General features: G+C 43.3%; 16 protein-coding genes. 6 read left to right on the top strand and 10 right to left on the bottom strand.

What is annotated here, in order from left to right; all coding sequences use genetic code 11:
• The first annotated feature begins 232 nt into the window (after nucleotides 1-232).
• Nucleotides 233-1039: a hypothetical protein gene (locus B3L97_RS01790; protein WP_286933327.1), complete on the top strand. Its 807-nt coding sequence runs from the start codon at nucleotides 233-235 to the stop codon at nucleotides 1037-1039.
• Here the strand turns inward: B3L97_RS01790 and B3L97_RS01785 are convergent.
• From B3L97_RS01785 to B3L97_RS01745, 9 genes are all read right to left on the bottom strand, one after another.
• On the bottom strand, nucleotides 1036-1833 hold the full coding sequence (locus B3L97_RS01785) for a putative hydro-lyase (RefSeq protein ID WP_286933325.1): 798 nt from the start codon (nucleotides 1831-1833) through the stop codon (nucleotides 1036-1038). The two genes, B3L97_RS01790 and B3L97_RS01785, sit on opposite strands and share 4 nt — an antisense overlap.
• Nucleotides 1833-2603, bottom strand: coding sequence for a LamB/YcsF family protein (locus B3L97_RS01780; protein ID WP_286933323.1), 771 nt, complete (start codon nucleotides 2601-2603; stop codon nucleotides 1833-1835). The genes B3L97_RS01785 and B3L97_RS01780 overlap by 1 nt, the downstream gene beginning before the upstream one ends.
• Before the next feature lie 15 nt (nucleotides 2604-2618).
• Nucleotides 2619-3701, bottom strand: coding sequence for a biotin-dependent carboxyltransferase family protein (locus B3L97_RS01775; RefSeq protein WP_286933321.1), 1083 nt, complete (start codon nucleotides 3699-3701; stop codon nucleotides 2619-2621).
• Complete coding sequence (gene pxpB / locus B3L97_RS01770; protein WP_286933318.1) at nucleotides 3698-4447, bottom strand: 5-oxoprolinase subunit PxpB; 750 nt, start codon at nucleotides 4445-4447, stop codon at nucleotides 3698-3700. Before pxpB ends, B3L97_RS01775 begins: the two co-directional genes overlap by 4 nt.
• A gap of 41 nt (nucleotides 4448-4488) precedes the next feature.
• Entirely contained in the window at nucleotides 4489-5676 is a 1188-nt protein-coding gene (locus B3L97_RS01765) for an NRAMP family divalent metal transporter (protein WP_286933380.1), read from the bottom strand.
• A 226-nt stretch (nucleotides 5677-5902) separates the two neighbouring features.
• Nucleotides 5903-8029: a methyl-accepting chemotaxis protein gene (locus B3L97_RS01760; RefSeq protein WP_286933316.1), complete on the bottom strand. Its 2127-nt coding sequence runs from the start codon at nucleotides 8027-8029 to the stop codon at nucleotides 5903-5905.
• A 116-nt stretch (nucleotides 8030-8145) separates the two neighbouring features.
• A complete protein-coding gene (locus tag B3L97_RS01755; RefSeq protein WP_286933315.1) occupies nucleotides 8146-8832 on the bottom strand; it encodes an HTH domain-containing protein in 687 nt (228 codons plus the stop codon).
• Nucleotides 8833-8844: 12 nt separating this feature from the next.
• Nucleotides 8845-11982, bottom strand: a complete 3138-nt coding sequence (locus tag B3L97_RS01750) for an AAA family ATPase (protein WP_286933313.1) — start codon at nucleotides 11980-11982, stop codon at nucleotides 8845-8847.
• Nucleotides 11970-13280 carry a metallophosphoesterase family protein gene (locus tag B3L97_RS01745; RefSeq protein WP_286933311.1) on the bottom strand — a complete coding sequence of 437 codons (1311 nt, stop codon included), beginning with the start codon at nucleotides 13278-13280 and terminating at the stop codon, nucleotides 11970-11972. Before B3L97_RS01745 ends, B3L97_RS01750 begins: the two co-directional genes overlap by 13 nt.
• Before the next feature lie 91 nt (nucleotides 13281-13371).
• Here B3L97_RS01745 and B3L97_RS01740 point away from each other — a divergent pair, with 91 nt between their 5' ends.
• Nucleotides 13372-14613: an SLC13 family permease gene (locus tag B3L97_RS01740; RefSeq protein WP_286933309.1), complete on the top strand. Its 1242-nt coding sequence runs from the start codon at nucleotides 13372-13374 to the stop codon at nucleotides 14611-14613.
• On the top strand, nucleotides 14607-15581 hold the full coding sequence (locus B3L97_RS01735; protein WP_286933307.1) for a DUF2284 domain-containing protein: 975 nt from the start codon (nucleotides 14607-14609) through the stop codon (nucleotides 15579-15581). Before B3L97_RS01740 ends, B3L97_RS01735 begins: the two co-directional genes overlap by 7 nt.
• On the opposite strand, the gene B3L97_RS01730 is transcribed toward B3L97_RS01735, so the two are convergent.
• Nucleotides 15537-16706, bottom strand: a complete 1170-nt coding sequence (locus tag B3L97_RS01730; RefSeq protein ID WP_286933303.1) for an MFS transporter — start codon at nucleotides 16704-16706, stop codon at nucleotides 15537-15539. The genes B3L97_RS01735 and B3L97_RS01730 overlap by 45 nt on opposite strands.
• 193 nt (nucleotides 16707-16899) lie before the next feature.
• Here B3L97_RS01730 and B3L97_RS01725 point away from each other — a divergent pair, with 193 nt between their 5' ends.
• Genes B3L97_RS01725 through B3L97_RS01715 form a run of 3 tightly spaced genes read left to right on the top strand, consistent with a single transcriptional unit; the run spans nucleotide 16900 to nucleotide 20421 of the window.
• Complete coding sequence (locus tag B3L97_RS01725) at nucleotides 16900-18531, top strand: sensor domain-containing diguanylate cyclase (protein ID WP_286933300.1); 1632 nt, start codon at nucleotides 16900-16902, stop codon at nucleotides 18529-18531.
• A gap of 59 nt (nucleotides 18532-18590) precedes the next feature.
• Nucleotides 18591-19928, top strand: a complete 1338-nt coding sequence (locus tag B3L97_RS01720) for an MATE family efflux transporter (protein WP_024821378.1) — start codon at nucleotides 18591-18593, stop codon at nucleotides 19926-19928.
• A 22-nt stretch (nucleotides 19929-19950) separates the two neighbouring features.
• On the top strand, nucleotides 19951-20421 hold the full coding sequence (locus B3L97_RS01715; RefSeq protein WP_024821377.1) for a MarR family winged helix-turn-helix transcriptional regulator: 471 nt from the start codon (nucleotides 19951-19953) through the stop codon (nucleotides 20419-20421).
• Nucleotides 20422-20429 lie beyond the last annotated feature (8 nt).

Raw genomic sequence — 20429 nt, 5'->3', positions numbered from 1 at the left:
CAATCGCACTGACCTTTAGTGACCTTTAGTGACCAATAAAATTATACTGTTTAAGGATCATATGTCAATATTGGTCAAATTACTCATACTTTGTTTTTTTACGTTCAGCCATAGGGACACCATCCCCCATGCAAACTTTTATTTTTTGTGTATAATAACTTCATATTTCAATGAAGTATATCTTTTCTGACCTTTGTTTTTTATATTACCAAAAATAGGAAGAGGTGACTGCATGAGACGAACTTTTAAAGAGACCTTTTTCTTGGTGAAGAAAAGTCATGGTTTTCGATGTAATGTTTTATGTAAAATGAGGCTCTTGAGAAAAGAAGATATTTCCCTCGCTTTGAGCCTCCATAAAAAGATCGCAAAAGACATTGGTGACGAGAACATTTTTTGTGCTGAACACACTATTGAAGAAAGTATATTAGGACAAGGTTTTGTTATTGGAATTTTTGCAGAAGAAGTTCTTATCGCCATGCGAGCAGTTTCTTTTGGTTCTAAATATGTGGAAGAAGCCCTGGCAGATCTCCGCCTTCCTGATAAGGAACGGAATCATATTGCTGTTATGGACTTTTGCATAACAGAGAAAGCTTTTCGAGGGAATGACATTCAACACTTCACGTTCTTAAAAGCAGAGAACCTCCTCTACCCTTATCGCTACCATCTTCATACTACAATTTCCCCCCTCAATAATTATAGTTTAAGAAATATGCTGCGATCTGGATTTCTTGTAGTGGATCTCAAAGAAAAATATGGAGGATATCTTCGCTTCATCCTCCACAAAGACCTTCAAGCTCTTCCAAAGGTATGCATTCACGAGCATATAGAAGTTCCTATAGAAGACTATGATAGCCAACTGGCCCTTCTCTCTATGGGATATTATGGGTACGCCATCAAAAAGAACCATACGGGATATTCTGTTCTTTATGGGACGAGAAGCTCTTCCACGAGGCATTTAGGAAAGAGTGGGGAAGAACTCGTTCATCTGGTCCAGAAAAAAGCAAAGGTCCTTCGAAGAATTCTTCCCCATGATTTTTAGAAGATAGCGTAATTGGAATCTTTTACAGATGCAATAAACATATGTCCTGGTGCGTGAGTAATGGCAAAGGGCGGTTTACTCGCCATTAATGCAGCTTGGGGAGTCACGCCACATGCCCAGAATACGGGAACTTCTTCCTCATGAATAGGTACGGAATCTCCAAAATCAGGGTTCCCAATGTCGCTGATTCCAATGACTTTAGGGTCGCCGATGTGGACAGGAGAACCGTGCACCGCTGGAAATCGTCCTGTCGTAAGAACGGCTTTAGACACCAAAGGATAAGGGATAGGTCGCATACTCACAACCATAGGACCAGAAAGAGCCCCAGAAGGAATGCATTGGATATTCGTTACATACATGGGAACGTTTCGTCCCATTTCAATATGACGAACTGGGACATCAGCATCAAGAAGAGCGCTTTCAAAGGTAAAAGAGCAGCCAAGCAGGAACCCGACAAGATCATCCCGCCAGTATTTCATTACATCAGTAGGCTCATCAATGCACCTGCCATGTTCCCATACTTTATATTTAGGCAAATCCGTTCGCAAATCTGCGCCAGGAGCTATAAGCTTGGGCTCAAAATCTCCCGGTTCCGTTACATCGAGGAGCGGACAAGGTTTAGGGTTACGTTGAGCAAAAACGAGGAAATCATATGCCCAATCCTTGGGCAAAACGACTAAGTTTGCCTGCACGTAGCCTCTAGCCATGCCCGGAGTCGGAGAAGCATATTCCCCCGACCGAATAAGCCTTCGAGCCTCTCCGGGGGACATGAGGGCAAAATCAGCACCTTTCATTATTCCAACACCTCCTTAAGGCAAGAAACTGTTATCCCCGCTTGTGAAAGGGCTTCACGAATAGCCTGTGCCATTGATACTGCGCCAGGTGTATCGCCATGGAGACAGATGGAATGGGGCCTCAAATGTATTTCTGCGCCATTTATGGCCTCAATCGTGCCTTCTCTGACCATCTTAATAACTCGATCTGCCGCCAAATGTACATCATGAATTACAGCTCCAGGCTGTTTCCTTGGTACAAGAGAACCATCTTCTTGGTAGGCCCTGTCAGCAAAGGCTTCCGCTGCAAATAAAACCCCAGCTTCTAGCGCTGCTTTCTCAAAACAGGAGCCGGCCAGCCCTAAGAGAATGAGATGATCTCCACCATCTTTTACTGCTGAAACAATAGCTTCGGCCAACCTTTGATCTTTTGCCGCTTGATTATACATAGCGCCATGAGGTTTCACATGCTGTAAAGACACCCCGTGGGCTCGGCAGACAGCTGAGAGCGCTCCGATCTGATAAAGGCAGTAACTATAGACCTCATCAGGGGAGCAGCTCATATTTCTCCGGCCAAACCCTAAAAGATCAGGATAGCCTGGATGAGCCCCTATAGCCACTCCTTTTCCCATTGCACTTTTAACAGTTTTAACCATGACTTCAGGGTCTCCTGCATGAAAGCCACAAGCCACATTCGCTGAAGTAATACTTGCCATTACATCGCCATCATGCCCTAATACATATGTTCCGAAACTTTCTCCAAGGTCACTATTTAAATCTACTTTGAACATTCCATTGAGCCCCCTTTAATCGAGACGTTCCCAATGAACAGTATGGCCGGTTCCATCGATAGAGAGACGCCACATTCCAGAGCGAGGAGTATCTTCAAGAATCGTTGAAGTTGTTTGAGTTGAAGAAGCGATAGGCGTAATCCAAGTGGCGACAAGCTGATGGATTCCATCTAAAAGAGAGCGTTCTTTGCGAGTTGCGGCAACGGCATCCTCAAAAGATATTTTCTGAAACCGAACTTTTTGGCCAGGCAATCGCTGAGCTAATGCGCCGATATCAGGAGTACAAAGAACAGCAATTTTAGTATACCCCCCTGTAGTTTGGCGATCAGCAAGCATAGCTATAGGCTGTCCATGGCCAGGTATTTGAATGGTCCCAAGAGGAATTGCATCAGAAATAATATCCGCTGCCCCGCTGTGTTCAATAACAGGTCCCTCTAGTCGATAGCCCATACGATCAGCAGAGTCAGAAATAGTGTAGGTCTGAGAGAGAAATGTCTCAATCCCACGATCAGTAAAGGCGTCATTCTGAGGTCCCATAACCACTCTAAGAGGTTGATCCAGCTGTCGACCCGGCAAAACCGAGGCCGGACAGGAAAAACCAATAAAGCGCTCCCAAAGAACATGAGGCTCTCCGGTAGAAAAAGTGTCGCCTTTTTTCAAGGCTCGGCCTTCCAGACCGCCAAGATGGGCTCGAAGATAGGTAGAACGGCTCCCCATAATTACAGGAACATCAATTCCTCCTGAGAAAATGAGATAAGCCCTGCACCCATTTCCCTTAATACCGGAAAAAGAGAGGTGGTCCCCTTCTTTCACTTCTACCACAACATTACACGGGAAAAGCTCCCCATTTACGGAAAAACCGAGATCTGCCCCGGTAACCACTGCGGTTCCACGCCCCTCTACTACAGATAAAGTTGGGCCAAGAACTGTCACTTCAAGCCCCGCTGCCCTTTTATCATTACCCACCATAATATTGCCACTTCTGAGAGCAAAAAGATCCATGGCTCCAGCAACGGGCATCCCCTTGCCCTGGAACCCCCATCGGCCCTCATCTTGAACTGTGGTAAGCATGCCAGGCTGCATAACCTTCAGCTTCATGCCGGCATCTCCCCTTTTTCGTGAATTTCTAATGTATAGCCTCCATGAAAAATCTTTTCTTCTATGCTGTGATACTCTTCAGGAGAAATCGGATGGAAACGAATCCAGAAACCTGCATCTACCAGCGTAGGCGACTCACGGTTGGCATCGAACATAGGGAGCGGAGTTCGTCCTATGAGCTGCCATCCGCCTGGGCTGTCGATAGGGTATATACCCGTCTGCTTGCCTGCAATACCTACACTACCAGCAGGGATACGTTCCCGCGGTTCAGAGAGGCGAGGAGTGGCTATTGTCTCATCCATGCCTCCAAGATATGAAAACCCCGGCGTAAACCCCAGCATATAGCAATAGTAGTCAGGAGCGCTGTGGCGTTCAATGACCTCTTCCTCCGTCAGACCAGTATGTTTCACAACGTTCTGAAGGTCCGGGCCAAATTCGCCACCGTAACAGACAGGAATAACAATAACTTTTCCCTTTTCAGAACTGAGCCCCACGTCAGTCGCAGAAGCCAAACGTTCTAAAAGAGAACGGAATCGAGATGGTTCCGCCTTAACAGGATCAAAATACACGGCAAGAGACCGATAGGTTGGAACAAGCTCCTGAATACCTGAAATATTCTTAGCTTCTAAGACATGCCTTAAAGCCTGAACTCTGGCATTTACATCGAGAGAAATAGAATTACCAAACTCAACAACGATACAACTGTCCCCTGCGCAAAGAAGCTTGGGCCATTCTTGTTCTGTCAAAACGAGATTCACCTCCAAAACATCTGGCAACAGATATATTTTTAAGAGAAAATAGTGAATATTTTAGTAAAAGACGTAATGCCCATCCATAAAGTGAAGGCTGCCACTATGTACCCCGCAACAGTTAACCATACAGGGTGATGATAATCTCCTACAACATCTTTTTTATAAGCTGCCAAAAGTACAGATACGAGGGAAAGGGGCAATATAAGACCATTGATGGATCCCGCAAAAATAAGGAGCTTCACCGGTTGACCAACGGTTATAAAAATTGTTGTAGAAATAATGATAAACCCAATCATCCACCAACGAAGTCGGGTTTCTACCGTTTTGAAAAGAGTACGGAGAAAAGAAATAGAGGTGTAGGATGCCCCAATAACCGATGTTATTCCTGCAGCCCAAATAACGATTCCAAAAATCTTGTAGCCAAGTTCTCCAGCACCAAGCCGGAAAGCTGATGCGGGAGGGTTCGCTGGGTCGAGAGTATACCCCATAGTTATAACACCTAGCACCGCAAGAAAAAGGAGGATTCGCATAATCCCCGTAATACCTATGGCCTGAGAGGCTCCTCGCGTAATGGAATCAAGATTGTCTCTCCCTACAATACCTGCATCGATAATACGGTGAGCTCCAGCAAAGGTAATATATCCACCTACTGTCCCGCCTATAAGAGTGAGAACAATCATCCAATCAATTTTAGAAGGGAGCATGGTCTCTTTAAGCGCTGATCCAACGGGAGGGTGCGTGTTAAAAACCATATATAAAACTAAAGCTATCATCATAAAACCAAGTATCTTAGTGAAAGAGTCCATAGCCTTGCCAAGCTCTTTTCGCGAGAAAATAAGGATGGCTATAATTGCACTTATGACAGCTCCTACAGGTAAAGGAACTTGAGCCAATACATTAAGCCCCAGCGCAGCCCCGCCCATATTGCCAATGTTGAAAACAAGGCCGCCTAAAGCCACAGCAAAAGCCAAAAAGTATCCTAAGCCCGGAAGGACCTTGTTTGCTACATCCTGAGCTCGCATACCGGATACAGCTAATATTCGCCAAATATTAATTTGAACAATAAAGCAAAGGATAAGGGAAAGCAGAATGGCAAAAGCAAAAGAGGCGCCCAGCTTTTCTGTAAAAACAGCTGACTGAGTTAAAAAGCCAGGTCCTATGGCAGAAGTGGCCATCAGGAAGGCAGCTCCGAGTAACACACTTAATGTCCCTTTCTTGTCCATTGTCCTTTCTTTTTCTAGCGTCGTTTTTAAAGGTTCACTCACAAAAACCACCTCCATAGATAAATTAACCTTATAATACCATAGTAAAAAGGCTGTTTTTATAAATTATTTCGTGTATACGGATAAAAAACAATAATCAGTCTTATCTGATCCACAAAAAGGGCCTCTCGAGGGTTTCCCCTGAGAGGCCCTTTTATAGTTTAAGCAGAGAAAAATTCTCTTAAAGTCAGGCTTGTATCAAAGCCCTTTTCTGCTCTTCATCTTCCTGAAGTTTAAAGGTAGCTACGACCTTCTCCATGGCTTGGCTAAGCTGTACCAATTCTTCTGAAGAACGAGCTATCGATTCAGTAACCTTCGCCTGGTCGTCCATAGATTGGGATATCTGATTCATCTGATCTGCCATCTCCTCCCCAGAACGAGCAACGTTATCCATACCTGCCGTCATCTCTTGAGCACTCGCCGATTGCTCTTCCATGGTAGCCGCAATGCTCTGGACGTGGTCAGAAACAACCGCTACGCTTTCTACAGCTTTTTCTATTATTGAACGGGTATCTTTAGCCACTGCTACAAGTTGTACCATACGTTCTTCCGCATTATTCTGATCTACCAAAGCTGCCTGGCTTCTGCCGCTAATTTCCTCAATAACACTATTGACCTCATCAGCGGCCTTTGCCGACTCTTCCGCTAATTTCCTCACTTCTTCTGCTACAACAGCAAATCCTCGGCCTGCATCCCCTGCTCTAGCTGCCTCTATAGCAGCATTTAATGCCAAGAGATTTGTCTGATCAGCAATAGATGTAATAGCGTTGACGAAACCTGAAATTTTCTCCACAGAGTCTGCTAGAAGGCGAATGGCTTTCCCTACCTTTCCGCCAGCATCAGAAGTTTCATCAATAAGGTTGCTCATCTTCCCTACCTCTTCTCCACCACGATGGGCTGCCTCTGAAATATCCGCAGCATTCTCGCCAGCCTCAGCAGCGGCCTTAGCTCCAGATTGCGCAGCTGCCGCAACCTCCTGAATACCGGCATTTGCCTGTTGCAGCGCTGCCGCAGAATCCTGGGTTTTTAGGCCAGCTTGGCGGGACAACTCTGTAACTTGCTCAATAGCCGCTGCCGACTCCTCTGAAGCTGCGCTCATATCTTCAGCTTTCTGGAGAACAGCTTGGGAGCTTCGAAGGATAGATCCTGTTACATGTGAAATACCGTCCATCATCCCATTAATAGACTCCACAAGAGCTTTAATCTCTGTCACCTGAGAATTCGATTGGAGGCGCACGGTCAAATCGTTATTCTCTGATATATAACGAGCTTTCACAGCTACGTTTTTCAAGGGCTCCGTCATCTTTCGTACAGATAAGAATGTTACCAGCAACGCAACAACCAAGATAAGAGATGCCGTAATAGTCACTGCTTTTTTTATTTCTTCTACAGAGGAAAGAGCCTCTGTCTTCAACGCCTGAGTACCTAAAATCATGCCATTGGGAAGAGTCTTATAAGAGACGGAAATAACATTTCCCCGCAAATCGGAAACAAATCGCCCCACTGGCTCTCTCTGTATTTGTTCCCAATACTGGGAATAATAACCGCCTTCTATCTGATCAAGTCTTTTACCAACAAATTCTTCTATCGGATGACAAAGGAAGTGCCCCTCTCTATTGAGGAGCCAAACATATCCACTATCGTAAATTTTTTGAGATTTGAGCTTCTCCGGTATAAAATTGGCGTCGAAGTCTATACCGACAACTGCTATAATTTCCCCATCTTTTAAAACAGGCTCCGAAAGGGTCATAAGGTACATCCCGTTCGTTTTTTGCGGGTCACTCCAAACACTATTCCTCAGATCTAAGACCTTCCAAAACCAAGCTGACTCAACGTTATTACGATCAAGTAACTGTTCTGCAGAATTGAAGTCATCCTGAATCATCTGAAAAGACGAACGACCGTCTTGCCGGGAAAGCGTCAGATCATAAAGAACATCTTTCCCAAAAATTTCTGGATTCAAGGTAATAAAAACCTGTCGAACTGACGAGAAATCTTGGCCTAGATAATCAAGCACAGGAATGATTTCAGTCTTAAAATCAGACCAATTTGACGCAATTTCGCCTTGTCGCAACCTATCGAAGCGGGCTGCCACATCATTTCGAATGTCTTTAACTACCTGAGAGTATCTTGTAAAAATCCCATTAATATTCTCCGCATTTTCTCCGGCTACAGAGAGTTCATAATTAATAGACATACGAGTCAACCCCTGACCACTAATTCTCATGGAACTGAAGGCCACTACGCTTACGGCCACAATGAGAGAGCACAAAACAAGCACTGCTATACGAGTGCCTAACCTGTTAAAATGCACCTTTGTTCCTCCTTAAGAATTCCTATGATTAAAAAGACAACGAGTTACGATTGAACCAGATAGAAGAATGGAATGCAATTTTTGACCATTATGTCTAAGTTTTGTTCTTTTTGTTTTTAATAAATGGAATGATAACAACGAGTGGGGCGACCTTGCGATCGATATTGATTCACGCTAACTGCTTCTCCTATGCGGCATAAATATTCAAGATATCGCCAAACGGTGGATCTTGCTAAACCAGCTTTCTCGGCTACCTCCGAGGCTGAAACAAAAGAATACGATTCCCTGAGAACGCTTCGAACAAGATCGAGAGTCTTCTGGTGCAACCCTTTCGGCAATCCTTGATTGGAAAATTGAGAAGAGACCCGAACTCGCTTTATTCTGTCAACAACAGATTGAGGCCATTGAGGAGGGGAACTTCCTAAAAGAGAGTAATAACATCGGAACCGGATTAAACTTTCTCGATAGCGTTCACACTTGAAAGGCTTCACAATATAATCGAAGACTCCCGACCGGAAAGCACGAGCGATGAATTTCCCATCGTTTTGCTTAGAAACAATAAGGGTATCAAACTCAGGTCGTACTGAATAAAGAAAATCAAGGATTTCTTCAAAACGCTCTTCTTCTCCAAAGGGTTCCGCAATTACAAGCTGAATGGGGCAACTCCTAAGTAGATTTTCTAGCTCACACAAAGACCTGGCATGCCCTGCCAACTTAAAACCTTGAACAGAGACAATAATATTGCAAGATTGCGGGAGATCAACTAGATCAGGATCGTAGAGAACAATCTGAATATTTTTCATATTATTTTGAAATTATATTAAACACTGTAAATCCCCTTCTGCCAGGCTAAAAGCTTTCACAAAGTTGCTCTTTTGCACATCAAGTTCATGAAAAACCTTAATTAACTCTTTGCGGCAAGAAAAGAGAAGAATCTGCGTTCTACAAGCTACATCTAAAAGAGCTTTTGCAGCCCCCAACTGCCGTTTTTCGTCAAAACGGACAAGCACATCATCGAGAATAAGCGGGAGAGGCTCTGAACACTTACCATAAAGATCCGAAAGGGCTAAACGAAGGGCAAGATATACTTGATCGGCCAAACCGCTGCTCCATATCCCTTCCGTTTTCCGCCATTTCCCTTTTTCTTCCTCCAATTCTATGGAAAAGCCACCTTGTCCTGACAAAGAAGAGATGAGAGAGTATCGCCCATGAGTCATAAGCTGAAGAGAATCGCTGGCTTTTCGTATAACTTCCGGTTGTCGCTCTTTCTCATGTTTTTGTCTCGTCTGCTCCAAGATATATCGACAAAGAACTGTAGACATCCATTTTTTGAGAGCCTGATCAATCTGTTCTATAAGACATTCTTTTTGGAAAAGAATGGCACTTAATTCTTTATCCTTCTCAAGTTCCTGCATACGACTTTTTATGGTACCAAGCTCTTCATTCAACTCCTCAAGTAACAAAGAAAGAGTACGCTCTTTTTCCTCCGACTCCATATAAAGGGTATGGAATTCTGCCGGAGTTCTCTTTTCAAGTTCTTTTATAAGAAGAGGCAGATTTTCATCTCCACCAGCTATAGTGAGCAAAGAGAGACGATAATTTTCGATAGCAGATTTTAACTTTTGAACTTCCTGCCATCGAATACCCTTTTGGCAAAAAATCTCTTCATTACATGCATCAGCTTCCATTAAAAGAGTTCCCTTCCTGCAAATATATTGTTGTAACTCTTCTTCCACTCTTTTGCGGCGTCTAGAACATTGCTCCTTATTTTCTTGAAGCCTACTGAATTTCTCCTGAAGATTCATGCTTTCATCCAATTTGGATGAAAGAAAATCTATTGTTGGGGCTATCTCTCTGTAAGTTGAAATTTCGTTTTTCTCTGGAGCAATTCCCAGACAAAGTTCTTTTATTTCTATAAGGCGACTTTCAAGGTATGAAGCAGCAAAAGAAAGCTTTTTTTCTGCCTCTTTTATGCGATCGCCATGTTGCCGAAGCTGTTTCACACGCCCTTCAAATTCGACAAAGTGACGGAGTTCCAGAGAAGGAGGGAGTTTTGAGCTTTCTACAAGCTCTTGCCAAGCCTCTTTTACTCCTCCTTGAAGCACTAAAAAACCTTTGAGCGCCTTCTCTCCCTCGTCATAAAGAAGCTGCCTCCGTTCCCTCGCCTTTTGGGCCGCCTCCCAATCAGCAACACATTGATCTTTTTGCTTTAAACAGTCTAGATAGCTGTCTATAAGGGCTTCTATATTCTCAAGTTGAGCGTATGATTCCAAAGGTTCTTTTATATGGAAGTTTTGGAGAATACCGTTTAAAATCTCCTTGCTTTCCTCCCACTCTTCCTGAAGTTTCAAGCGGTACGATCTCTTTTCTTTTTCCTTCACATTTCTATCATAGCAATTCCCCAAGAACGCTGCCGTTCCTAAAAAACAAAGAGCTCCACCTATAATCATTTCGAAAGGAACTTTCTCCCCAAAACCTTTCCATAAAAAAGCTACTCCTAAAAAAAGCATAACCCCCGTAACCACAGCGCTTAACACCCATTGTTTTGAAACTAGCTGGGAAGAGTGCGATGATGTCTGAAGCTCTTGCAAAGCAAGACGAGCCTGATTACAGCATAAAAAGGTTTGCCGCAAATGTCCGCGTTCCTCTCGAAGAGTTTCCTCTGAAAAGGGAGGAATACTCGAACGAGCCTCTTCTGCTTTTTTATAGAGCTCTCTTTCTGTATCCGCCGCTTTCTCCATTTCAAGCCGAGCCTGAATGAGAGCTTCTTGTCGAGCTGCTATTTGAGATCGAATTTCCTCTTGACGGCTTTGCAAATCATGAGCATATTTACATACATTAAAAGAAAGATCTATATTATAAAGATGTTCCAAGGACCACCCTTGATAGAGGTTACTGAGTTCTTTTTCCAGCTCATGTCTCATGCTGGCAATTTCTCCTTCTAGAGTACGTAATGCCTCCTCTTCTCTCTCTATTCTTCCCCGGTTTTGAACTGCGGATCTGATCTCTCCTTTTTTCTCTAGAACTCCTCTAAAAGGCTTTCTTTCCAGAGATTGAAGAACTTCAAGAAAGTGCTCTTCCTCATTTTGAAGCTCTCTGCACTCTTGCTCTTTATTCTTGATTTCTTCCGTTATAGCGGCAAGACGCGTTAGTCCGTCTTTTGGAAAAGACGAAAATTCACCAAGGGCATGAAGTTTTTTCTGAGACTCCCCCATCTCTATCCATGGAGCCCTTGCTTTTTCAATCCATTCGTAAAGAGAGAGTGTGGAGCGTTTTTCTTCCAATTCTTTTCGCACAGATTCTATGCGCTTCTCTTGGTCTCTCAACATTGTTTGCATTTTAATGAACTCAAACTTTTGTTGTTGCAACACCTTGATTTCTTCATCTATTTGACGCAACTTTTGCAAAAGGCCATTGATTATCGCTGAATTTCTGCTTCGAGCTTCTGGGTGGTAGAGTTTTTTCTGTTTGGAAGAGAGCGTTTCTACCAAGCATGGAAGAGAAGCTGTGCCCAACCCTGCCCCAGCCGCAAAGAAACGACTTTGAATTGTTTGGTCGTTAAGAGTTTTGATCTGTTGCATATCTTCAAGACCAACTGCAAAAACTCTCTCATATGTATTTCTGTCAAGATAACCGAGAAGAGCATCTACATTTATCTCTTCGCCTTGCCCAGAAACATTGATTTTCCGCCCATTCATTTCAAAAGCAAGAGAGACTCCATTTGTAGTCTCCACTATGAGCTGGCCTTGTTGTGCTCTCCCGTCCGGAGGAAGATAAAAATTACGATTGGAGCGGCCATGAGGGAAGTTGAAAAGGCAGTAACGGAAAAAATTCATCAGCGTGGTTTTGCCACTTTCGTTCTCCCCGACGATAAGAGACAATCCTGGAGAGAAAGAACCTCCTACCTCCCTCAGAAGACCAAATTGACGAATGTAGAACTCTACGAACCGCACGGATCGTCTTCCTCCCCCATAAGGCCATCTGCGCCTATTATTTCCACTTCTTTTACAATATCGGCTACATCTTTTATAGTAAAAGCTTCTAAAAGAAACTCAAGGTCTCGACGACGCCAGCGAGAAGATCCCAAAGCTCCGTCAATAGTTTCAAAAAGCTCTTCTTTGTTGGATGTATGAGAAGTTACGTATTCCACTTCTCTTAAAAAGTCCCCTACAAAAGTTTGGGTTTTTTTGAGATTATCCAGATTATAGTCAGGATTGCTTTCATCAATACATCCTTCAATCCATACAAAATCAGAACGCTCTTCTTCGCAGTTCAGTTCCGCGGTAAGATCATCAAGATATCCATCTCTGGTTAAAGAACGGTGGAGAGGGCTTCGCCCCTTAATAGCAACTCGCACTATAAGGCCTCTCTCTTCCGCGGCTTCTCTTAGCTCAGATTTCAGCATATCGAAAGCGTTCAATATGTCTTGGTCTGTTCTGAAAGAAGATATATCTAGAGAAGTGTTCTTCCACCGAACAATATCTGTGGGACAAAAAAGAGATGAGATATGTCCTTGTTCTGAAACACGTACTACACTGCATCCATGAGGTCCAGTTTCCTTTATGCTGCGCCCTTGAATAGTACCAGAATAGACAACCCAAGGGGCTCCTTTTTCTAAAATCATGGGACGGTGGATATGGCCGAGAGCCCAATAATCCATCCCTGATTTTTTTAAATCGTCAAGAGAGCAGGGAGCATAGTTTTCATGCCCCTCTATTCCGCCTACATTACAATGGAGCATCGCAAGACAAAGCCCATGTTCTCGATCTTCTTGAGAAGGGATCATTTGAACTGCTATATTATCAGCTACATCCCTCACCGGATAACTGTAGCCCCATATAGAACCAACCCTTTCTCCTCCCCTCGCCAAAAGGGGAAAGATACCTACCGAACTTTCAAAACAGAAGACCTTGTCTGGTAGTTTTAGATCAGCACTTTCACCTAAGAGTGGATCGTGGTTTCCGTGAGTTACATATACGTAGACCCCGGCTTCACTGAGACGAACAAGCTGGCGCTGCAATTCCAGCTGGGCCCTAAGGCTTCGATCTGCGTCATTGTAAAGGTCCCCTGCTATAAGCACACAATCTACTTCTTCTTGAAGTGCCAGATCTACCACTTTTTCAAAAGCCTGAAAGGCGGCTTCCCGCAACCTTTCAGCAACAAATGCTGAATAGCGGGAAACTCCTCTAAAAGGACTATCTAGATGAAGATCTGCACAATGCAGGAAACGGAACTCTCTTTGAAGCCTCATTTTTTTCTCCCTTCATATACATTATTTGCTTGGAAGCATACGCCCTTTATAGAACATAGACAATTCCATTCAATCTGATAGACTCATGTTTATGGTCGATATTTCTGTAGCTAAAGGTTTCATCTATATTATATTTATAATCGTCTATTTAGGAATGGTTGCCGGCCGTCTTCCCCGTTTAGCTCTTGACCGCACCGGCATTGTTTTTCTTGGGGCTATTACGCTGTTTGTTGGTGTCGAGAAGTTAGGCATGGCGAGTCTTCTCGACATAGATTCTTCCACTATCTTACTTCTTTTCGGTTTTATGGTTATATCTGCCCAGTTCAGACAGAGCGGCTTTTATACTCTAGTAACACAATTTGCGGCCTCGCTTTCCCTTTCCCCTCTCCAGTTCCTGGCCCTTGTCATAATCTTATCTGCAACCCTCTCTTCACTGCTCTCTAATGATATTGTCTGCTTGGCCATGACTCCTATCTTAGGACAAGGATGTGTGAAGAAAAAACTTTACCCTTTACCCTTTCTTCTCGCCTTAGCTTGTTCTTCGAATATAGGTTCGGCTCTTACTCTTATAGGGAACCCCCAAAACATGCTTATAGGGCAACAACTTCATCTCTCTTTTTCTCGCTATTTTCTTTTTTCCCTTGTACCAGTCACACTCTCACTGATAGCTCTATGGGCTATCATAGCCTATATTTTTAGAAACAACTGGCATTGCCATGTAGAGAAGATACCGACAATGTCGGAGATCCCTTTTGATCTATGGCAAACAAAAAAAGGGCTAGGAGTCCTTGCAGGTGTCGTGTCTCTTTTCCTTTTTTCACCCTTCCCGCGAGATATGATAGCAATAGGAGCTGCCGGTATTTTACTTATAAGCAGGACTATGACATCTCAAAAGATGCTCACTCTCATCGATTGGCAATTGATTCTTCTTTTTATCGGCCTCTTCATTGTCAATGGAGCCTTTGCTCGGGCAGGAGGACTCGCTTCCATCGAGGGCATCCTCCACGTCATGGGGATATCGATAGGGAAAGATTTTTGGCTTTTTACAATTACTGTCATCCTGTCTAATCTCGTCTCTAACGTTCCAGCAACTATGTTGCTATTGCCTATGGCCCAAGGGGCTCTTGCAGGCCCTATTCTCGCGTTGAGCAGTACTTTTGCAGGGAACCTCATCGTCGTCGGCAGCATTGCAAATATCATCGTAGTAAATGGAGCCCGGAATTTAGGCCTCTTCATCTCTTGGAAAGAACATGCCCGGGTAGGAATTCCTGTAACGCTCGTATCTCTTCTGATTTGCTGGCTCTGGATAAAAATAGGAGGGTGGTTGTGGTAAAAATAGCATTTGCGACAGTGGCTCCTTCCTCCAATTTTCTTGGGAAGTATCTCATTACACAGGCATTGAGAAAAGAAGGGGTCTTTATTATCAATCTAGGAGAAAGATTCAAAGGATGTCATTTGCTTTCTTTTCTGAAGGCAAATACGCCAGATGTTCTTGTTTTCTCATGTCCAGACGAAGAATGCCTGAGTGAATTGTTCTCTCTTCTTTCCATTGCTGCAGTTCGTAATATACCTGTTATTTGTGGAGGAAGCGCCCTTTCTACCCATCATACCGCCAACTTGCGCAAAAAACTACATTATCCCTTCATCTACTATAGTCACGGACCTGGCGACGTTTGCTCAGTACTTCGCTGCGCGCTCAAAAAAGAGATCCCGCCAGAACCTTCTCACGGGAAAGGAATGCTGTTGCCTTTTTCCCCCGAAGAGGAACAGCTTGTTCACTGTTTCGATCTTCGGGTTCTCTCTGCATCTTTTGAAGATATTGTGATAAAGGAAGGGACTCGACAATGGTGCGGGGACTGTCCTGGGAATTTAAACCGCACCTGTCCATTGAGCAGCGGCTATTTTTCCCAAAAAACAATCCTTGAAAGTCATCAATATATCCGGCGTTACAAAAAAGTTTTTCTTATTTGCTCGCCGATCCTCAAAAAAGAGGAGCGGGAAAACATGAGAAACCATCGAAAAACCTTATGGTTAGGGCTTAAAGAGCTAGAAAAACTTTGGGAAAAGAGACTCGGAGAAACCGTCATTTTTAAACTTCCAATCCGCTGCCCTCTCTGTGCCGAAAAACAGTGTCTTATGCCCCAAGCTCAATGCCGTCTGCCGGAACTCCAATTTCCTATGCACGAAGAATACAACATCGATATGATGGAGACTGCTCGTACCATTGCTGGAGATGGTACGACCATGGAAATGTACTCACTTGTTCTTGCGGATCCTCTTCCAGACAAAAATATACACTAATACTGAAGCCACACAGGCAAAAAGGGAAAAACCGCGGAAAGCCCAGGAGACATTCGTCAAAGCAGAGGCATACCCTATATAAATAGGCAAAAGAGTCCAGCTTATATCCATGGCAAAATAGACCATGGAAGAAGCGTGCCCCCTGAAATATTCGGGAATCATATCGCCAATAAGAGCCAGATGGGTAGGGTACCCATACCCCACCGCCACACCATAAAGAAATCCCCAAAGGGCTATAGAGCTATTACTTCCAGCAAAAGATGCTCCCATAAGTGCTCCACCCATAAGCCCAATAGCCGGGGCAGCTATCACCATGCGCGAAACTTTCTTATAAAGTCCCCCCCCAAAAAGTCGTACAATTACTGCACCAGAAGAAATGGCCATCAAAAAGATGGAAGAGTTCAGTCCTCGTCCAATAGCTAAACTTGAGGCGTAGGCAATAGAGGAGTCTGTCAGTCCAAGAAAGAGACAAGAAATAAGTAAATATTTTATAGGAGTTTCCTTAAAAAGAGAAAGATAAGAAACATTATGATTCCCTTTACTGACAATATCCTTCTCTACAGGAGGCAAAAAAGAAGCTACGCACATAGAAACAAGAGAAGCTAAAGACGCCATAACAAGATAGTATGTACTATGCCCTCCTTTAATAAAAAACTCCGCCAGAGGAATAATGGAAAAAGAAGTCAAAACACCGCCAATACTTGTTATGGAAAAAGCTGGGCCTCGAATAGCAGCAGGAATAACAAGGGTTTGATAGGTTGTAGTTGCTACAACAAACACACTAAATCCAGCACCCATAAAAAAACGAAGTCCCCAAAGAGCATGGGGAGTCAAGGAAATACGAGCAAAAAGGCAAGCCCCTGCAAAACAGACACTCCCGGCAAAAAGCATAGTCTTCCGAATTCCAAATCGGGAAAGAAACCACCCGGCAGTGGGCCTAGCCATAGTTGCAGCTAAATAAAAAGCGCTCATAACCCACCCAATGCCTTGGGGCTGAAATCCCCTCTGAAGGAGAAACGGGGGGAGCATAAAGAAAACATGAGAATAAGCAAAAATTGAAAAATATGTAAGAAGTATGAGAATAATATTTTTTTTGTATCGAGAAAAATCAGCATCAAAAAACACTTCTTCGCCCCCTTCTTCAACAACATTACGTCGCTCCTATGTCTTTGTAAAGATTCTGCAGCGACACGCCATCCAAACATTAAAATAAAATTGCAAAGAGAGACTCACGCCCCTTCTCGAACCTCCTCTATTTAGGTACAATTCTTTATAGATATAATAAAATAACCTATATCGACTATAGGAGTGTGATCTTTTGCCTATTCGACCAGAGAGAACTCTTCGTTGGGAACAGTTCAAAAAAGTATTACGCCATTTTATATGGATTCTTCCCGTACTTTTTACTGTGGTTTGGTTCATAGGTCGAATCTACGCTTTGGAAGTATCCCAACATAACGAATTGCTCACCAGTCTAGAACAGCAATTTTGCGCTTCTCGTCTTGAAATAGTTCATCAAAATATAAATTTGGTCGCTCAAGACCTCCTCTTCCTGGCTCAAGCATGCGAGAATAGTGCAGAACATGGGGATGAGCTATCTGAAACTCAGATGCGCGCCCTCGAAAGCCTTTTTCTTACCTTTGCCAAAAGCAAAGATATCTACAACCAAATTTGCTTATTAGATACGTCAAGTCGCAAAAAAATTTTTATTCAACATAACAATGGATCGCCCATAGTAGCACGGCCCACTGCAGATTCGCAAGATACTTCCAATCTCGATTATTTCCAATCCACTATGGAACTGCCAAAAGGGCAGATATATGTTTTTCCTCCAGACGCAGAGGGAGAGGGAGAACCCCATCATGTTCTTGTCGAGCCAATTCTTCGCCTTGCCACCCCTGTTTTTGCCCATGAAGGGAACAGGATCGGTGTCCTCATTTTCCATTATTCAACTGAGGATCTCCTCACTCTCTTAAGAGCCTCTTCTTCCATGAGTACTATTATGTTACTCAATCGCCGCGGAGATTGGTTACAAAAAACAAATTCTTTTATAGAAGAAGCCGTCAAGCAGCATAAAAATTTCTCTGAAATCTTTCCGCAAGAAGCCTCTTTCATATATTCCCAAGAGCACGGGCAACTTAAAACACCACGAGGCCTTTTTACATTTACAACAATACATCCCTTTGATTTAAACAAGACACTCAATGCATCTCCCGACTATTTCTGGAAAATTGTTTCCATGGTTTCTCTGTTCTCTCTTCAAGAGCAAGCTTTGCATATAAAAACTCGTTTTCAAACTGTAACTATTATTATTATTTTCATACTGCTTATTAGTAGCATATTATTCATTGTAGAGTATGAACGCCGGAAAAAAATTCTCGCTGATCTACAAAAAAAGAGTAAGGAACTGGAAGAAGCGAACATTGCTCTCAACTCTGCCGTTCAAAAAACAGCACATGACGCCATGATCGATCCTCTCACGGAACTTTGGAATCGTCGTTATATGGTCAAAAGACTTAAAGAAGAAGAGTTCCGCATCCAACACACCGCAGGTAGCGCTTGTATTGCAGTTATTGATTTAGGAAACTTCAAAAAAGTTAACGATACATACGGGCACGATAGGGGGGACCGAACTTTGGCAGAAATTGCAGCCCTTCTTCGGAAAGGTCTTCGTCAGACTGACTACGTAGCTCGGTCGGGAGGAGACGAATTTCTCATCTATTTTGCTGATCTCCCCTTAAAAAAGGCCGGGAAAATTATGGATCGCCTTTACACAAAAATTGTACAGAGAAGTGCCGCTAGCGCTGGTTTCCCTGTCTTTCCAGACTATGGCGTTGCTCATTGCCCTTCTGATGCTCCAACTCTGGAAGAAACAGTAAAAGTAGCTGACGCCAGAATGTACGAGTTTAAAGCGCGTCGAAAAAAAGAAATGGCTGATACCGAAAGATAGTTGCATATGCAACGTTTTCTGTCTATACTATTTCCTTGCTCTTATATGGAGGGATATGTATGGATAGATATGCTTTACTTGCAAATGAAAAGGTTGGACGCCTTCTGTGGAAGCTTTCCTTACCTGCTATTGTAGGAATGTTGGTTCAAGCTTCTTATAACATAGTAGATGCTATTTTTATAGGACGAGGCGTGGGAGCTCTGGGACTCGCAGGTACAGCTATCGTTTTTCCCATACAGCTCCTAGCCTCATCTCTTGCTGTTACTATCGGGACTGGAGGGGCTTCTCTTATTTCTCGGAGCTTAGGTGCTAAAAAATTTCGTCGAGCTTACAAAGCTTTAGGAAATATGATTTTCCTCTCTCTCTTTTTCAGCACAACCCTTTTAGTAAGCGGCCTTTTACTACAAGAAAAGTTACTGCGAATATTCGGAGCTAGTGAGACAATTCTGCCTTACGCCAGGGAGTATTTACAAATTATTCTACTCGGATTCCCTTTTGTAGGTTTTGGGATGGCCGCAAATCATGCGGCTCGTTCTGAAGGAAATGCTAGGGTAGCCATGATCAGCATGATTATTTCTGCTATTTTAAATATGGTTCTTGACCCCCTGTTTATATTTGTATTTCACATGGGAATTCGTGGCGCCGCCATAGCTACCGTTATTGCACAAATCGCTATGGCGTGCTGGATGATATATTACTTTTTCTTCTCGCAAAAAAGCTCTCTTGTCATCGCATTGAAATACTTCTTTCCACAATTGGCATATATGAAAGCCATAATAAGTGTCGGGGCATCTGACTTCGTTCGCATGGCTGCCGGCAGTGCCATTATTGTATTTCTCAACAACAGCTTGATATATTATGGTAGCGATATTTCCGTAGCTGTTTACGGCATTTTAAATCGTGCCATGTCTTTTTCATTTATGCCTATTGTCGGCATTGCACAAGGACTTCAACCTATTCTCGGTTTTAATTACGGAGCTGGCCATTTCGACAGGGCCAGAAAAGTAGTGCAGTTAGCCGTTATTGCAGCAAGTATTATGGCTTCAGCTACTTTTCTCATCGGTATTTTGTTTCCTCAAGAAATTATCGGACTTTTTACTACAGATCCTGATCTTCTGAGAGAGGCAAGCAACGCTCTGCGAATCGTTATTTTGGCTTCTTTTTTAGTAGGATTCCAAATCACAGGCTCATCAATGTTTCAGGCATTGGGAAAAGCTAAGGCGTCCCTTATTCTTTCCCTCAGCAGACAGGTTCTCTTCCTTCTTCCTCTTCTTATGATTCTGCCGCATTTTTTCCATTTAAAAGGGATATGGATTTCTTTTCCCGTATCTGATATTCTCTCTTTTCTTATAACAGCCAGACTTTTTTTCCGACAATATCAGATACTTAAACCATGAAGAAAGACGGTGTGCTATTAATATGACCAGCAATGACGCTCCTCCACAACTTGGCAGGTGGCTTTCGTGTCTCTATCGGCAAATGCAGTGTCTTCTAGATCGAGCCTTTGAACCAGTAGGGCTTGGAAGTGGAAACTATGCTTTTCTCCTCGTTCTCAAGAAACAAAATGGACAAACACAAGAAGCTCTTAGAGGAACTCTTCGTTTCGATAAAGGGACAACTGCCAGGGCTCTTAAAAAATTAGAGTATCTCGGTTTTATAGAACGTCATCGTTGTAAAGATGACGCACGAGCCAATCAAGTTTTCCTCACTTCTCGAGGGGAAAATGTGCTACCATTCGTGGAAAAGGTCTTAAAAGAATTAAGTTCTCAAATTCAAGAGGGTTTGAGTCCAGAAGAAAGAGCAACCGCTTTTTATCTTATTTCCCGCATGGCATCTAATGCTTTGTTGTTGAAGAATGATGAACTTAGCGTTCTGTTTAATAAGGAGTGATGATCTCT

The organism is Aminobacterium sp. UBA4834 (assembly GCF_002400205.1).
Taxonomy (GTDB): Bacteria; Synergistota; Synergistia; order Synergistales; family Aminobacteriaceae; genus Aminobacterium; species Aminobacterium mobile.
Note: the sequence above shows the minus strand (reverse complement) of the source record. Positions and strands in the feature narration are given on the sequence as shown.

Excerpts from the sequence above, each read along its gene's own strand:
- B3L97_RS01790 (WP_286933327.1), top strand. The coding sequence starts at position 233 with ATGAGACGAACTTTTAAAGAGACCTTTTTCTTGGTGAAGAAAAGTCAT.
- B3L97_RS01785 (WP_286933325.1), bottom strand. The coding sequence starts at position 1,833 with ATGAAAGGTGCTGATTTTGCCCTCATGTCCCCCGGAGAGGCTCGAAGG.
- B3L97_RS01780 (WP_286933323.1), bottom strand. The coding sequence starts at position 2,603 with ATGTTCAAAGTAGATTTAAATAGTGACCTTGGAGAAAGTTTCGGAACA.
- B3L97_RS01775 (WP_286933321.1), bottom strand. The coding sequence starts at position 3,701 with ATGAAGCTGAAGGTTATGCAGCCTGGCATGCTTACCACAGTTCAAGAT.
- B3L97_RS01765 (WP_286933380.1), bottom strand. The coding sequence starts at position 5,676 with ATGGACAAGAAAGGGACATTAAGTGTGTTACTCGGAGCTGCCTTCCTG.
- B3L97_RS01755 (WP_286933315.1), bottom strand. The coding sequence starts at position 8,832 with ATGAAAAATATTCAGATTGTTCTCTACGATCCTGATCTAGTTGATCTC.
- B3L97_RS01745 (WP_286933311.1), bottom strand. The coding sequence starts at position 13,280 with ATGAGGCTTCAAAGAGAGTTCCGTTTCCTGCATTGTGCAGATCTTCAT.
- B3L97_RS01740 (WP_286933309.1), top strand. The coding sequence starts at position 13,372 with ATGGTCGATATTTCTGTAGCTAAAGGTTTCATCTATATTATATTTATA.
- B3L97_RS01720 (WP_024821378.1), top strand. The coding sequence starts at position 18,591 with ATGGATAGATATGCTTTACTTGCAAATGAAAAGGTTGGACGCCTTCTG.
- B3L97_RS01715 (WP_024821377.1), top strand. The coding sequence starts at position 19,951 with ATGACCAGCAATGACGCTCCTCCACAACTTGGCAGGTGGCTTTCGTGT.